The 16651-nt window shown below is 28.9% G+C and carries 12 protein-coding genes; 3 read left to right on the top strand and 9 right to left on the bottom strand.

Features of this window, described 5'->3' with window-relative positions; all coding sequences use genetic code 11:
* Positions 1-97: 97 nt before the first annotated feature.
* Positions 98-1855: a helicase-related protein gene (locus tag CLJU_RS09350; RefSeq protein ID WP_013238561.1), complete on the bottom strand. Its 1758-nt coding sequence runs from the start codon at positions 1853-1855 to the stop codon at positions 98-100.
* Positions 1856-2519: 664 nt separating this feature from the next.
* Here CLJU_RS09350 and CLJU_RS09345 point away from each other — a divergent pair.
* Positions 2520-2807, top strand: a complete 288-nt coding sequence (locus CLJU_RS09345) for a hypothetical protein (protein ID WP_013238560.1) — start codon at positions 2520-2522, stop codon at positions 2805-2807.
* A 179-nt stretch (positions 2808-2986) separates the two neighbouring features.
* Here the strand turns inward: CLJU_RS09345 and pepF are convergent, their stop codons facing one another.
* The 6 genes from pepF to CLJU_RS23275 form a co-directional block, all read right to left on the bottom strand.
* Positions 2987-4774 (bottom strand): oligoendopeptidase F, encoded by a 1788-nt coding sequence (gene pepF, locus CLJU_RS09340; protein WP_013238559.1) that lies wholly within the window; start codon positions 4772-4774, stop codon positions 2987-2989.
* Between the two features lie 417 nt (positions 4775-5191).
* Positions 5192-5776 (bottom strand): ECF transporter S component, encoded by a 585-nt coding sequence (locus CLJU_RS09335; protein ID WP_023163534.1) that lies wholly within the window; start codon positions 5774-5776, stop codon positions 5192-5194.
* A 153-nt stretch (positions 5777-5929) separates the two neighbouring features.
* Positions 5930-7537 (bottom strand): gamma-glutamyltransferase, encoded by a 1608-nt coding sequence (gene ggt / locus CLJU_RS09330; protein ID WP_013238557.1) that lies wholly within the window; start codon positions 7535-7537, stop codon positions 5930-5932.
* Between the two features lie 148 nt (positions 7538-7685).
* Positions 7686-9305, bottom strand: a complete 1620-nt coding sequence (abc-f, locus tag CLJU_RS09325; RefSeq protein ID WP_013238556.1) for a ribosomal protection-like ABC-F family protein — start codon at positions 9303-9305, stop codon at positions 7686-7688.
* 263 nt (positions 9306-9568) lie between these two features.
* A complete protein-coding gene (locus tag CLJU_RS09320; RefSeq protein WP_275935562.1) occupies positions 9569-10105 on the bottom strand; it encodes a VanW family protein in 537 nt (178 codons plus the stop codon).
* Positions 10087-10332 (bottom strand): ATP-binding cassette domain-containing protein, encoded by a 246-nt coding sequence (locus CLJU_RS23275; protein WP_013238554.1) that lies wholly within the window; start codon positions 10330-10332, stop codon positions 10087-10089. The genes CLJU_RS09320 and CLJU_RS23275 overlap by 19 nt, the downstream gene beginning before the upstream one ends.
* Before the next feature lie 67 nt (positions 10333-10399).
* Here CLJU_RS23275 and CLJU_RS09310 point away from each other — a divergent pair, with 67 nt between their 5' ends.
* Positions 10400-11473: a glycosyltransferase family 2 protein gene (locus CLJU_RS09310; RefSeq protein WP_013238553.1), complete on the top strand. Its 1074-nt coding sequence runs from the start codon at positions 10400-10402 to the stop codon at positions 11471-11473.
* Positions 11474-11609: 136 nt separating this feature from the next.
* Here the strand turns inward: CLJU_RS09310 and CLJU_RS22910 are convergent, their stop codons facing one another.
* A complete protein-coding gene (locus tag CLJU_RS22910) occupies positions 11610-13556 on the bottom strand; it encodes a glycosyltransferase family 2 protein (RefSeq protein ID WP_013238552.1) in 1947 nt (648 codons plus the stop codon).
* Between the two features lie 243 nt (positions 13557-13799).
* Here CLJU_RS22910 and CLJU_RS09300 point away from each other — a divergent pair, with 243 nt between their 5' ends.
* Positions 13800-15329: a class I SAM-dependent methyltransferase gene (locus tag CLJU_RS09300; RefSeq protein ID WP_023163533.1), complete on the top strand. Its 1530-nt coding sequence runs from the start codon at positions 13800-13802 to the stop codon at positions 15327-15329.
* Between the two features lie 585 nt (positions 15330-15914).
* On the opposite strand, the gene CLJU_RS09295 is transcribed toward CLJU_RS09300, so the two are convergent.
* Positions 15915-16427, bottom strand: coding sequence for a hypothetical protein (locus CLJU_RS09295; protein ID WP_023163532.1), 513 nt, complete (start codon positions 16425-16427; stop codon positions 15915-15917).
* Between the last annotated feature and the right edge of the window lie 224 nt (positions 16428-16651).

Here is a 16651-nt window from a genome sequence, read left to right as displayed (position 1 = left end):
GCATTTGTTAAAATAGATCAAGTACTTATAATATCTTGATTTTATCTAAATAAGTTTCTGTAAAATTCTATTGTATGCCTAAGCATTTTCGCTGAAATCATATTCTAACTAATATTTCATTTATTTCCTCACTCACTTTTATTCTTTCACTGTAAACCCAGTCAACATCAAATTTCAAATTAAATATTTTAGAAAATGAATAATACATATTTATCTTTTGATAATATATTTCCAAGTCATCTAAATTACCCACAAAACATTGTGGTTTAAATAAACTATCTTGTTTATTTATAAATAATTCATCTACGTATTCCAAAAACCCATTCATTAAATCTTCTCTTGAAACATCAAAGGGAACCTTCAATAAATTCCACTGATCTTCTTCTTTTAGCTTATATTTTTTTATCTTATCTAAAATCAATATATATTCGCTGATGTCCATCTTTGTATAATAATCTAGTTTTTCTTCTCTAGTCCCCCACAAAGCTAATTTTTCATTTAAAGGCAAACTTTTAATCTTTAATATTGCATCTGATGGTCCAATAACTGCTCTTTTTATTTTTTCATCTCCAGCTTCTAATTTGGATTTAATAAAATCTTGAGTATCTCCAGCACTAGCTACATAACCTATATCATAAATACCTATTCGTCCCGCACGTCCACTTACCTGTTTTACTTCTTGTGATGTAAGTTCCCGTACTTCTTCGCCATCAAACTTTTTTATATTTATAAAAATAATTCTTCTAATAGGTAAATTGACTCCCATACCTATTGCATCAGTTGTAACTAGCACTTTTGTCTCCTTATTTGTAAATTGTTCATACTGCATTTTTCTAACTTCTGGAGGTAAATCTCCATATATCATACTGGCTTTAATGCCCTTACTTGAATATCTCTGTGCTATCTCCAGCACTCTTTTTTTAGAAAAAACTACAACAGCGTCACCTTCCTTGATGTCATCATAATTAAATTTCTTATTTTCAACTTCTAGAGGAATACTTCTTTTATATTCTTTTATCTCATACTCATCTTCACAATCATTTATAATTGTTTTTATTATGTCTTTAGCATTAAGAGCTCCACATATATGAATTTCATCACATTTTAACCCTAATAAAGCCCTGCTCCATGCCATTCCCCTTTGTTTATCACTAATCATTTGAATTTCATCAATCACAGCTATATCATAGTGCTCCTTTAAATTAAGCTTTTCTATTGTACAGGAGATATGAGTTGAGCCTATCTTTAATACTTCTTCTTCACCAGTTAATAAATCACAAATTATACCTTCCTTATTTAACTTTTCGAAATTTTCCAAAGCAAGAATTCTAAGTGGTGATAAATATATCCCTTTCTTCGCTGTTTTGAGGCGTTCTACAGCATTATAAGTTTTACCTGTATTCGTATCCCCTAGATGAATATAGAATTTTCGCTTCATGTGTCTAGTCTCAATATATTCATCCTTGGGATTATCAGGAAATGTCTTTTCAAACTCTTCAGCAATTAATTTAGGTATATGATTTTTAGTAAGTACTGTCATTATGCCTGAATTCAAAAAAGCATTGTAATTTTCTTTTATAATTTCATAAAAAGCAAAGTGTGTATTGTTCTTCTTATTGTAACTGTCAAGTATTCTCTTTGATACATTTTTCAGTAATTCTTCATAGCTTTCATATACATCTTCAAAGTCCTTTAATCCTTCATTTTTCATTTCCTTAAGTTTAACAAGCTTTTTTCTTATGGAACTTTCATGTTCTATAAGTGCTCCTGGTTTTGAATAATATACAATCTCTTCAATATTATTAATTTGACTTTTTAATTTTTTAAATTCTTTTTGTGATGAATTCTTCTTCATATGTTTTCCTCCGCCTACTATATTCAATTATTCAAATATTATATTCTCCTATCTTATTGAGTTTATAAATTTACTTTATTGCATCTTAATTATATAACTATTTCTCAAATTATTATAAATCAAATACACATTTTACGTTAATCACAAAAAATAAAATAGTAAACATGACATTTATCTATATTTTCTTTTATAAATATAATAAAGAAAACTTTGTTTTAACGCCCCACTCACTAAGGCTTTTTCCTTATCTTTTTCTTTAATATCTCCTCCTCATTTAAAATCAAAATATACATCTTCATAACTTCTACACAACTATTATGTAATATTATATCTATTAAATGTATTTATCAAATGACTACCCGCTGTAATACTCTCCTCTTTTTCAAATCGGAGGTAAAGAGTAACTACGTCACTGGATTCGTTTAACTAAAAATCATGTTGAGTTCTAAACTCCATCTGATTCAAGTTTTCACTTCATACTGTGAGGACTGTACCAATGATCTAAACAAAGTTCCAACTGAAAGTCTAGTTAGCACTGCTATGTAAGAAAATCCTTCAATAATTAATTTTTATAACTTCTGAATTTCTTCATAACTTCTTTATATGTACACTGTATAATTCAATTACGATAAAAATTATTAAAATTACTTTGGAGGGATATACTATGAATTCTCATGGAAATAAGAAAGAAAAACAAGGAACTCATAATCATAGTTCATTAAAGCATACGCTGCATATGGCTATCTGCTGTGGATTACCTATAATTATCATAGGATTATTACCAATTATAACGAAACTAAACCCTAGCGCTGGTAGTGTAATTGAAAGAATAACACCTTTTTTATGTCCAATAATGATGATCTTTATGATACCCATGATGATGGGTATCAATAAAAAAGGAAGTTGCTGCAATACTAAGGAAACTAATTCTAATAGTAAAGAAATCGTATAGATTTAAAGCAATAAAATTATTTTTAAGGAGAGGCTCTCAATATTTAAAGAGTCTCTCCTTAAAAAATAATCGTAGAATATAATAAATTTAGTTATGAAAATAGGTATATATAAATCACATCTAGGTATTTTCTCATTTATTTGTACTTTTTCTTGACATATCATCCGCCTCTTTTTACTTTACACAGTTTCTAACATATCTAATAATTCATCAAATCTCTTTATAGTATCCTCTAACGGCTTAGGTGAAGTCATATCCACTCCTGCTTTTTTCAATACATTTATTGGATAATCACTGGACCCACTTTTCAAAAATTCCTTATAAGATTCTACAGCTTTTTCTCCATTCTCTAGTATTGCATTGGCAAAAGAATGTGCTGCTGCATAGCCTGTAGCATACTGATATACATAAAAGTCCCAATAAAAATGAGGAATTCTCGACCACTCCATATCTATTTCTTCATCCACAACCATATTCTCTCCAAAATATTTTACATTTAATTCTCGCCAAATTTTACATAAATCTTCTCCTGTAAGTGGTGTTTCATTTTCTATTTTTTCATGAGTTACTTTTTCAAATTCGGCAAACATGACCTGTCTAAATACAGTAGTCCTAATTTGCTCTAATTCTTGGTTTATGAGATAAAGTTTTCTTTTTTTATCCGTCTCATTGTCAATTAAATAATGTATTAATAAGCTTTCATTAGTAGTTGAAGCCACTTCTGCACAAAAAAGAGAATAATCTGAATATATATAAGGTTGATCTTTTCTCGAATAATAAGAATGTATGGAATGACCCATTTCATGCGCTAAAGTAGAAACATCTGTAAGCTTATAGTTATAATTTAAAAGTACATAAGGCATAGTATCATAATCCCCTGTGGAATAAGCTCCTCCTCTTTTGCCTTTGTTTGGATATATATCTACCCATCCATTTTTTATTCCTTCATCAAATATATCTAAATACTCTTTTCCCAAAGGCTTTAATCCTTCTTTTACTATTTTTACTGCTTCATCAAATTCTATATGTTCTTCTACAGTATCTATTAGTGGAACATACAAATCGTACATATGCATTTCATGAAGTCCTAAAAGTTTCTTTTTAATGCTTACATATCTGTGCAGAGACTTTAAATTATTATTTACAGTATCAATCGTATTATTATAAACATCTAAAGAAATATCATTAGGTTTTAATGAACATTCCATTGAACTTTTATACTTTCTAGTTTTTGATATAAAAATAAAATTTTTAATATTTGAGGTAAGTGATGCAGCTAAAGTATTTTTATACTTTTTATAAGTGTTAAATAGTGATTTAAAGGCTTCTTTTCTAACAGATCTTTTTTTAGACCTTATAAAACCTGAATAATTTACATCAGTAAGTTCAACTCTTTTTCCCCTCTCATCCTTTATTTTTGGGAAAGTCATATCTGCATTAGATAACATACTGTACACTTTCTCTGGGGCATTTAAGCAATCTGATACTGAAGCTATAAGTTCCTCCTGTTCCACACTTAAAATATGAGGTTTCTTTTTCAAAATTCTTTCTAATAAAAACTTATACATATTTAATTCGGGAACAGCCTTCATAAATTTATCTATAGTTCCTTCTGGCAAACTCAATATTTCAGGAATAAAAAATGCTTCCATGCTTTTTATTTCAGCACTATATGCATATATTTTATCTCTTAAAACTTGAAAAGTAGGATTAGCAGTATCTTCATCATTTTTCATGTGTGCAAAAATAGCTAGTTTTCCTGCCAATCTTGAAACTTCTTCATCCAGTTTAAAATATTCTAAAAGCTTCTTGCCTTCAAATAATTTACCAGCGTATTCACTTAATTTTGGTGCCATGGATTTTAACTTTTCAAAATCCTTTTTCCAGCTTTCTATATCTTTATATATTTTCTCTACCTTCCATTTATCTTCTTTTAATATTTCATCTCTTCTTTTTGTCTGTACCATATAAAATTCTACTCCTTTTCTATAAAAATAATATTTAGGAATTTTCAAAATTAGTTTTCCTACATTTTACTTTAATTATAAAGATTTTCACTTCATATTGCTACACTATTGCTTTTACAATACTGTTGAATAAAATTATGAATTATACGATAAAATAATAATTATATTAGAGGAGTTAATGCCAAAGAAATTAATTTTTATATGCTTGTTAAAATCAAATAAAAATGCCCTCCTTTCCAGTAACAGATTTTTAATTTTTTAATCTGCCTGACTCAAGGAGAGCATGCCAATTTTGAATAATACGGTGTTCTTCAAAATTGTTCGTTTTTTAGTTCAGTCAATTTAATTCTATGAAAAATCCCCCTATATACCGATTAGTATAGAATACTCCCTCACTTACATCGTTAACTGTAAAATTTATTTTCTTAGATAACCTACTGCAATCACAACAGGAACAGTAATAGCAACTGCTGCGCCTGCTGAAATTAACCCATTTAATGCCAGGACTAAAAGACTTTTTACTGCAATACTATAACTTACATGAAGAGCCTTCATATAAGCATCTATATATATTATGTAAATAAGTCCTAAGACACCTAAGGTATTAGTGAAGGAGCCAATTACTGCACCTATAGCAATATTCATGCTTCTAGATCTTGTCCTAATTAATTTATATCCGTAATATGCAGTAATTCCAATCATCATCCTCGGAAGCACCGCTATAATCGGGTTCATAAATATAAACGAAACTGGTGAAGGAGTATTAATTGCTTGAAAAATACTAAAAACACCAAAAAAAAGCCCAATCATAGCACCAACTACAGGACCCTCGACTATCCCTCCAATAATTACTGGGATATGCATAATAGTTGTTTTAAAAGGTGGTATAGGAATAAATCCTAAGCCTGTTACACCAAGCACAATTGTAATTCCAAATAGAGCTCCAATTACAGTAATCTGTGCTGTAGAAAATTTTCTCTTTACTAATGTTATTTCTTTCATAATAGTAACCTCCATTCTTATTCCTTTATGGATATAAGTCGGAAGACTTCTATAAATTGATAAAGGATTAAACATAGATTAGAGTTTGGTTTCCTTATGAAATACCAACTCTTTAAAATTATAGCATATCTTATTAATATAATAAATATAATTTTACCATGAATATATAGTTCCATCAGTCCTCCAATCAGTTCCTCCTGATAAAACTCCATTTTCATCTCTCCAAATTATCTGACCTCTTCCAAAATCAGTCTCATCAATAGCATAACTTATTTTGTGCCCTTTATCGTACAAAGCTTTTGCCAAATACTGAGGGAAAGCATGCTCAATACTAATATTTTTTTCCTCATTCCACATCCACCTTGGAGCATCCAGTGCTGCTTGTGGATTTAAATTAAAATCAATACAGTTCATCAATACTTGTACATGGGCTTGAGGCTGCATAAAGGCTCCCATAATTCCAAAAGGTCCTACAGCTTTGCCATTTTTCATTAAAAATCCAGGAATTATTGTGTGATATGGCTTTTTTTCAGGTTCCAGTGCATTGGCATGATTTGGATCAAAGGAGAAATTTTTTCCTCTGTTATGCAGAGCAATACCTGTTCCAGGTATCACTAGTCCTGAACCAAAGTCCATATAATTACTCTGTATGTATGATACCATATTCCCATATCCATCAGCAGTAGCAAGATAAACAGTTCCACCTTTCGGATTTTTACTAAATTCAGGCTTAAAAGCAGTTTCTTTTATTCTCTTCCTTTTTTCATCAGCATAAGCATCAGACAGCAAGTCCTCTATTTTAATTGTCATTTTATTTCTATCTGTTACATACCTTAAAGTATCTTCAAAAGCCAATTTCACTGCTTCCATTTGCTTGTGATAAGTATCTACAGAATTTTTTTCATTGAATTCAAAACCCTTTAATATATTAAGAGCTATGAGTGCGGTGATACCCTGTCCATTTGGAGGAATCTCACACACATCATAACCTCTGTAATTAATACTTATAGGTTTTACCCATTCAGCATGGTATTTTTCTAAATCCTCTTTTCTTATATATCCACCAGTTTTCTTTGAAAAATCATCTATTTTTTCAGCCAGTTCTCCTCTATAAAATGCTTCACTTTTAGTCTCAGCTATAATTTTTAATGTTTTTGCATGATCCTTTAAGGTAAACATTTCCCCTATTCTTGGAGCCCTTCCCTCTGGTGCAAAAGTATCAAACCAGTATTTAAATTTTTCATCAGTTAAGTTTCTTTTGTATAACTCATAAGCTCTTCTCCAAAATTTTCCTACTGTTGGGGTTACAGGGAAACCTTCCTCTGCATACCTTACAGCAGGCTCTAACAGCTTTTCAAAAGGCAGTTTTCCAAATTTTTCCGAAAGTGATGCCCATGCTGCAGGAATCCCTGGAACATTAACAGGTTCCCATCCAAACTGTGGTATTTGATTATATCCTGCTTTTTTCAAAATCGGTATAGAAATTCCTTTTGGCGATGGTCCACTTGAATTTAATCCATGCAATTTACCATTAAACCATACTGTAGCAAAAGCATCACCACCAATTCCATTTGATGTTGGCTCACATACAGTCAAGCAGGCAGCTGTTGCAATAGCAGCATCTACTGCATTGCCACCCTTTTTTAGAATTTCAAATCCAGCTTCTGCTGCAAAAGGTTGAGATGTAGCCACCATTCCTCTTCTCCCATAGGCTGTGCTTCTTGCTGAGCTAAAAGGATTGTATAAGGCATTAAAATTCATAATATCCACCCTCTATAATACTAATATGAAATGAAAGTAACATATTACACATATTATTAAAGTCATAATACAGCAGTATAAAACTTATGTCAATATATTCCTCTATCCCTTATCCGATGACTACCTTCTCTAATACTCCCCATCAACCTTACATCTTATTTAATTGCTTCGCAATACATTGATATTCTTTATCCAATGCTTCTTTATCACAATCTTTTAAGGACATTCTAGAAACAATTTCAGTAAGCTTCATCTGCAAAATTGATTTTTCTATATATATATTTTCTTGATTTTTTGGTACGTTTTTACTTTTTTCAAATTGTTCCAAATTTCCTTCAAATTCCGTTATTTTTTCATTTTCAAGTATAAACAGTCTATCTGCTACAGAATTTATAAAAGCTCTATCATGAGATACAAAAAGTACAGTTCCTTCATAAACTTTTAGGAAATCTTCCAGTGCCACAATAGACTGCATATCAAGATAGTTTGTAGGCTCATCAAGAAGCAATACATTAGCCTTTGATGCAAAAAGCTTTGCAAAAGAAACCTTTATTTTCTCTCCGCCGCTTAAAACTCCAACTTTTTTACTCACTGCATCACCAAAAATCAATAATCTTGCCAAAATTGTTCGAACACAGCTTTCACTTTGAATGCTACTAACCATAACATTTTGGAGTACAGTTTTATCAAAATCAAGATCTTCAAAGTTCTGATGAAAATATCCAATAACCGCTTTTGGAACAGTATAAATTTGCTCATCCTGCATATTTATAAGATTTAATAGTGTAGTTTTTCCAGAGCCATTATCTCCTACAACTGCTGTCTTCATTCCATTGTAAACCTTAAATTTAGCATTACGAAAAATCTCATTTTTATTATATTTAAAACAAAAATTAGAACTAACCATAATAATTTTATTTTGTGGAGGATTGGTCAAAGAAAAATCAATTTTTACTTTTAAAATTTTATCGGGTTTTTCCTTAACTTGCAGCTTTTCAATACGTGACTTTATGCCCTTTACTGCACTATCCAATTTTTTCTTTCTTTCATTGACTGCACGTTTGTGAAGTCTTGCTTCAGAATTCCCCATTCTCTTTGGAGTTTTTTTCATGGATTTTGATTTACTCTGTACATCTCTTGTTGTTTTTTCAAGCCTTACTTTCTCCTCTATATATTCTTCATATTCCATCTTCTGTTTTTTTATTTTTAAATCTTTTTGCTTTTTGTAAAAAGAATAGTTTCCTTCGTAAAAGAAAAGTTTGCCATTTCTTATTTCAATAATTTTATTACATAGGGTATCCATAAAATCTCTATCATGGCTTATTAACACAATAGTTTCTACCTTACTGAACTTTTCTTTCAGTACTTTAATGCTTTTATAATCTAAATTGGATGTAGGTTCATCTGCTAAAAGCAAGGAACTGTTTTTACTTAACTCAGCTGCAATACTAAGCTTAGCTCGTTCACCTCCACTTGCCTTCTGACAATCAATCTTATCATTGACTCCAAATTCTTTAAAAAGCTTACCTTGCGTATTCACATTTTCATCTGAAAATTGTTTTATATACGCTGTAGAACAATACCTTCTAATAACACCTGTATCTGCATCTGTCTCTCCTGATAAGATATTCAAAAGTGTAGTTTTACCTGCACCGTTTTCTCCTACAATACCAATTTTATCTCCTCTTCGTATTTTTAAATCATTAGTAGATATGATTAATCTATCTCCATAATATTTTTTCAAATTCACAGCTTCTAAAATAAGCATAAAAAAAATCTCTCCTTTGCAAACGCTGGAAAGATAAATGAATCCATAAGTATATAGCTATGCCAAAAAAGCATAAACGTCTATAGTAATTATTATTTCATTTAAACTAACCCAGCAAAAATAAAGACATAAAAAGCCTTAAAAATAAATCTCAATTGATTTTAAAAAACGCTGAATTAGTTAATCTTCATTAATTACATACCTTGCCCTTTCTATAATATATCTTATATATTACTATATTTAGAATAATATATCAACCTGTCTCATTTCACATAACAATCACTGTTTATCTCATCTCTTGAAACCTCTTTTCCATCTTCATAAGTAACTTTATAAGCTTTTGCCTCACATACCGCCTTGCCAGATCTATTTACTGTTTTCACACTATTTACAAGCTTATAGGTCTTTTTAGTCAACTTAGAATTTGAATAAATATTAAATGTAAGTTTCTTATCATCAGTTGTACATTCTATATATATGGGATACCCCAGTGTATTTTTAAATTTATAATCTATGTTTCCATAATCCACAGTAGCATCCATTCCAATACCTACATAACTCACGGTCATATTGTGGTGATCTCTTTCTGTAGGCACTATACCTGCTCCTACTACAGCATTATGAGGGGTACTTGATACCTGACACACTCCTCCTCCTAATCCAGATTCCACTTTATCACCTACAATAACATGTACAGCTTCATATCCTCTTTCTGAAGTTCTCTCTCCTACTACTTTGTTAAAGCTAAAGGTTTCATTTGGCATAACAACATATCTATTAACTAAAAAATGTACCCAAATTCTTTAAAAAGCTTACCTTGCGTATTCACATTTTCATCTGAAAATTGTTTTATATACGCTGTAGAACAATACCTTCTAATAACACCTGTATCTGCATCTGTCTCTCCTGATAAGATATTCAAAAGTGTAGTTTTACCTGCACCGTTTTCTCCTACAATGCCAATTTTATCTCCTCTTCGTATTTTTAAATCAGCACCACCCGTAAAACGGGTGCTGATTAATGACATAAAGCTTGTATCATCTTTTTTTTGTTTTCATATTATATAGCGTACTAAATTTTGAGGAAGTGATTATATGATAACTGTAAGTTTATGTATGATAGTAAAAAATGAGGAAGATACTATAGGAAGATGTCTGGATTCTGTAAAAGAGGTAGTAGATGAATTCGTAATAGTAGATACAGGATCTTCTGATAATACTAAAAATATGATAAAAAAATATACTAATAATATTTATGATTTTAAATGGATTGATGATTTTTCAGCTGCAAGAAATTTTGCATTTAGTAAAGCAACTAAAGATTATATTTTCTGGTTAGATGCCGATGATATACTACTTCCTGAAGATATAAAAAAGTTTAAATTCTTAAAGAAAAATTTAGATACCTCCATAGACTCTGTAACAATGAAATACAATATAGGCTTTGATGAATATGGGAATATAACTACAAGCTATCGACGTAATAGATTAGTCAAAAGGGAAAAAAATTTTAAATGGATTGGATTTGTCCATGAATATTTAGAAGTGTATGGAAATATAATTAATAGCGAAATTAGCATAACTCATAAGAAAATAAACTATTCTCCTAACCGTAATCTTGAGATTTTTCGAAATAAATTAAAAGAAGGTGTAGAGTTTACTCCTAGAGATATATTATACTATGGAAATGAATTATACGAACATGAAATATTTGAAGAAGCTTTAAAATATTATAATAGTTTTTTAGATTCAAAAAAAGGATGGTATGAGGATAACATTTATGTTTGTGGAAATATATGTGATTATTATCAATCAATTAATAATGGTGAGGAAGCTCGTAAATATGCATTTAAAAGCTTTGAATATGATGCTCCAAGAGCCGAAATATGTTGTAGACTTGGATTTTCATTTTTACAAGAAAACAAGATTAATCAAGCAATATTTTGGTATGAAACAGCTGCAAACCTAAAAAAACCAAAAGATAGTTTAGGGTTTTTTAATGATGCCTGTTGGACATGGATTCCGCATTTACAATTATGTGTTTGCTATGACAGAATAGGTAATCATAAATTGGCTTATGATCACAATGAAATGGCTAGTAAATTTATACCTAATAATAAAAAAATACTTTATAATAGAAAGTATTTTAAAAGTATAGGATTAAAATGATAATTTACTTTTTTCTCTAAATTGGTATATTTAAAAAATAAACCACGGTGAAAAAAGTCTGTAAGTATAGTTTTCTATGATAAATCAAAATACCATAGAAAACTGCTTTATTATTGTATAAACAAAACTATAGAAGCTATTCCCACTTTATTAATCTTGGATTTTCATCTAGGATAGATTTATATTGTTCTAAAATTCCATACTTGCCTTCAGGATCTGCTTTTAGATATCTAATATATTTAGATTGCCTTAATTCTTTGGTTGACCAACCCAAATGCTTTAATTTTACATAACATATACATCCAGGCAAGCTAAATATATTTTCAGGAATCCTTCCACAATGAAGAGGTTTTTCCTGCCAATTATAATTAAAATTAGGCTGATATCTTATTAAAAACGGTCTATAATACTTATGTGATTTCCAATAAAAATCTTCTCTATAATGATTCTCATCCCACATATCGTATAGCCTAAAAGCATAATAATCAAAATTTGGTTGATTAATTAATTCTCTAATAACTTTACATATTCTATCTTCAAAAATTTCATCAGCATCTAAAAATAATATCCAGTCTGGATTTGTACTTGCTGTTATTTCCCACAATTGTTTTCTTAAAATGACTTCATTATTAAATCCATGTTTTTTATTTTGCACCAACGTTAGAGCCATATTTTCAAATACTTTTTTACATATTTCAACCGAATTGTCTTCACTAGCATCATCTAAAATTACAACATTATCTACATATTTAGCTGCATGTGTTAAAACTCTTTCTAAAAATTTTCCACTTTCATTTCTTATAAGCATGGCAAGTGTTATCTTATTTTTTTTATCTTTATTTATTCTTATCCGTTCCTCTAATAAATCTAAAATATTGTATCCAAAGAGAGGTTTGTTATCGTTATTTGTAAAATTTATATTTTCTATTAGCATAGTTTGATTATTTAATTGTAAATTGCAAATAAAAATTTTTGTAGAATCTTCTGTGATACTTTTATTTTCTAATTGAAATTTACATATTATATTTATTTTGTTTTCGTTAATATTGATTTTATCAGTATTAATATCGAGTATATTTATATTACAAATAAGCTTTTTCTCTAATATATACTTTATAATATTATTTTTGTCCTTATTAAATTTATCTGCATAGGCAGAACATAAATATTTATTTACATCAAATTTATTAATATTGTTATAATCATATGAATAAAAATTTTTTAAAAAATTTCTTGTAAAATTATCTATATACAAAGATTTGTTAATATCACATATACATTTATTTTTAAATTCTTCGATTTTTTCTAAATTATCTTTTCTATATATATGATAGGCTGGATAAGTGGTGTCAACATATAATTTTAGACCTAAAGCTGCTGCTCTTATGCAAAAATGTCTATCTTCTCCCCAAAATGATAAATTATAGATTTTGTTAAAGTTAACTCCCTTCTCAATAGCTTCTTTGCTTATCAAAGTACAGGCGCCTAAACCACCTACTTCGTATACACCTGGCTTTTTTAGTTTTTCTATAAAGTCTGTATATTTTTTATTAAATTCATCTTGAGATAATATTTCATTTCGTTCTTTATTAACAAAAGAGTATTCGTCACACACCCAAACTTGTGGTAATTCACCGGAATCTTTTTGCCACCTAGTCCAAAATATTTCAGATATTATATCTTTATTACTATTGATTAAACTTAATAATGTTTTGGGATGCACCATTATATCTGAATCTATTAAAAATAAATAATCATAATGATTTTTTTTAGTATAATCTATAATTCTATTTTTATATTCTGCAATTTTCCAAATTAAATTTTCTTTCCAATAGTGCATATTGTCAGTACGAATATAATTGTCTATTTTATCTCCTTTTTCAATTATAACTTTGTCATTTGATTCCAAAGAGAAATTTTTTAGCAAATTACTTGAATTAACATCATCATTATCATCTATAAAAAAGTAGTTTATTGAAAGGTTTTTCTTTACTATATTTTTTAAAAAGCTTATAAAATTAACTAATATATCACATGATTGTCTTATAGGACTTCCAATTAGAATCTGTCTATTTTTATCCATTAAATTTCCTCCTATATAATTTCACTATAAATTTATAGGGTCATTACTTACTAAATTATTTTCATTTATATATTATTCATAAACTTCAATTTTGCCTATAAATAAAAGTCGATATGATTCAATACTATAGATTTATTGATAAATAATTTATGATTAAAAGTTAATTGTATATAAAACTTAACTAAAATTATTACAACTTCATATAATGTAGTTAGAATTTATATAGATAAGGGGTCGATTGTAATGAATATTTATATGCTACCGTTTTTAATAAATAAAGAAAATTATGGTGAAGAAATAACTATGGCATCCCAATGTTTGAAAAGTTTATCCTATTCTAAAGATGTTAATATGTTGATTTTTAATCAGGGATGCTTGTCCAATAAAGAGCTGGAAGAAATTTTGAAGAAATTCAATTTTAACTATAAAATAATTGGTATTGGTGAAAATGTAGGAATTACATTATCCAGATATATAGGACTTAGATATATTATAGAAAATTATTCTAATATTAATTATGTTATAGAAGCTCATATTGATATGATTTTTCCTCCTAATTGGCAAGAACCATTAATACAATATTTGAATTCATCTGAAGAACCAATGATATCTCCTGCAATAATAACTAATTTTTCAGATAGCGCTTTTCCAAATAAAAATACTACTCTAGAAGATAAAATTAAATATTTGTCTACAATGGGAGAAAATAAAATTACTAATGGATTTGTGCATCCTGTTATTCATAAATTAAGCGTATTAAAAGAAATATGTCCATATGACGTTGGTTTTTTAACAGGTACCCAAGGTTATGAAGATGATAGTATTTTATTAGGATATAATTATTATATGGGTACCAATAAAAAATGGGCGCCTAAAATTTGTCATAAATCCTATGTTTACCACAAGACATTATTTCAAAGATTTAAACTCCAAAATGTATCCGAATCCTTTAATAAAAATTATTTAGGATTAAAATCACAGTATGGAGCATATGGATTAAAAGAATTAAGTAGAATTTATCCAAACAATGATTTTTTCATAGATGAATATCGTAAATCTATAATAAATCCAGATATATATAAGAAGTATAATATGTATATTGAAAAAAACAGCTCTAAAACAAAAATTCCTATAGACAAAAAATCTTCAAGATTTATAGTTACTACAGATGAGAAAAAGACAAAATGCTTATTAAAAATTCCTAGTGACTGGTGGAGCAGATGTTATGAATATGCCTGGGCATCAAACTTTTTAGAAAAAAATGATACCTGTTTAGATGCAGCTTGTGGTGCTCCTCACCCTTTCAAATTTTATTTAGCCAGCATATGTAAAAATGTATATGCATGTGATATTGATACTGACATTTTAGATAAAAATAGAACTTTATCAAGGGTTAGTCAATATTTTGATGAAGAAGATGTTAAAGAGGCTTCAAAATATATAGATAAAATAAACTTTTCAAATAGCAGTTTGACAAGTCTTCCCTATGAGGATAATAAATTTGATAAAGTTTATTGTATTTCAGTACTTGAGCATCTTTCAAATGTAGATAAAGGAGAAGCTATTAAGGAGTTTTACAGAGTATTAAAAAAAGATGGCTTACTTGTATTAACTGTTGATTATCCAACTGCGGATTTAAATTTATTAGTTAACAATTTAAAAACTGCAGGATTTGAATTTGTAGATTCAGTTGATTATAAAATATATCCTAATGCTGTATATTCTAAATTATTAGGCGGCTTATATTGTTTCAGATTATTATTAAGAAAATAATGTAATAACTTTAATCGGGATGAAGATATAGCTAATATTATGATTTGGATACAGTAGAACTAGCAATTTACCCTATATATAAATGCAAATATCATGAATGTGCTGTAAACTTGTACTAATGGTGCATAAGGAATTCAAGGAGTTGTTGAACTTATTGGCAATAGCTCCATTATTCCATTTGCATCAGGAAATGAAAAAAACATCTTTTAAATCTCAATTGAGAAAGTTTATTTTAAATTTGCATATATTAGTATAGCGAATGCAATAGCTTTTTTCCGCATATTTTTAAAGAATGAATTCTATAGTCGTTAAGGATACGATTATTTATATGTTCTGAACAAGTTCTAGTTTTATAAATTTTTTTCCACTGTTTTGAGACGCGCGGTATTTTTGTAAATAATCGTAACTCCAATACAGGTTTAGTGTGGATTACCTTATCATATGGTAAAGGCGAACAATGTTTAGAGCAAGAGCAACTTTCAATTTTCACACAAGCTATAGGGCAAAGCCATTTAAGGCGCTAACGGCTTTTTCAAAATCATCATAAACCATTTCATGGTTACCTATGCATATGGAACACCCTTTCTATTTTTTATGACCATAGTAAGAAGAATAATAGTGAACACAGGTACCATCACCAGCAACTGTAAGATTTTTTTGTTGGATTAAGTTTAAGTTAAATGAGGGTTTAACAGCAACAAGAGAGAAAATTTTTTGAAGTAATTTTTTAGCTCTAAGAGAGAATGAATGATTATTTTCAAAAAAGTTGCATATTCTTTTTACAGAACCAAGCTTTTTATTAGGAAATTTGTTATTCTTGCCAGGAGTTTTTATTTTGGATGGCTTTTTCTTATAAGAGCGTACAAATTTGAGTTTATTTCTATCAGATGATAAATCAGATAGCCCCAATCTGGAAATAAAATCGTAATGGGCACCAATGGAAAGTATTTTATCGTTAGTGCAACTGGTACATACTGCAAGCAGTTCATCAGCATGAGAAGACCAATTTTTAAGTATAAGACATACATCTTCTACTATGTTTGAGAGAGTTCTTACAGGGGTTTCTTTCTTTTTGTTTTTTATCCGATAACTAACCACACTAATACTCAAACTTCTTCAAGTGGGGTAAAGAGTGGGTACGTCCCTGGATAACGATTTCTATAATTCTTTTTCATATAAACTATTCATTGTAGAAAGTTTCAAATTTGTTTATTTGTTTTTAGGCAATATAAGCATACCAAATTTGAGACTTTTTGCATATAATTTTTTAGGTAATAATTATAAATCTTATAAACTTAATGCTTTTTTGTATCCTATTTTAG

Source organism: Clostridium ljungdahlii DSM 13528, from assembly GCF_000143685.1.
GTDB lineage: Bacteria > Bacillota > Clostridia > Clostridiales > Clostridiaceae > Clostridium_B > Clostridium_B ljungdahlii.
Note: the sequence above shows the minus strand (reverse complement) of the source record. Positions and strands in the feature narration are given on the sequence as shown.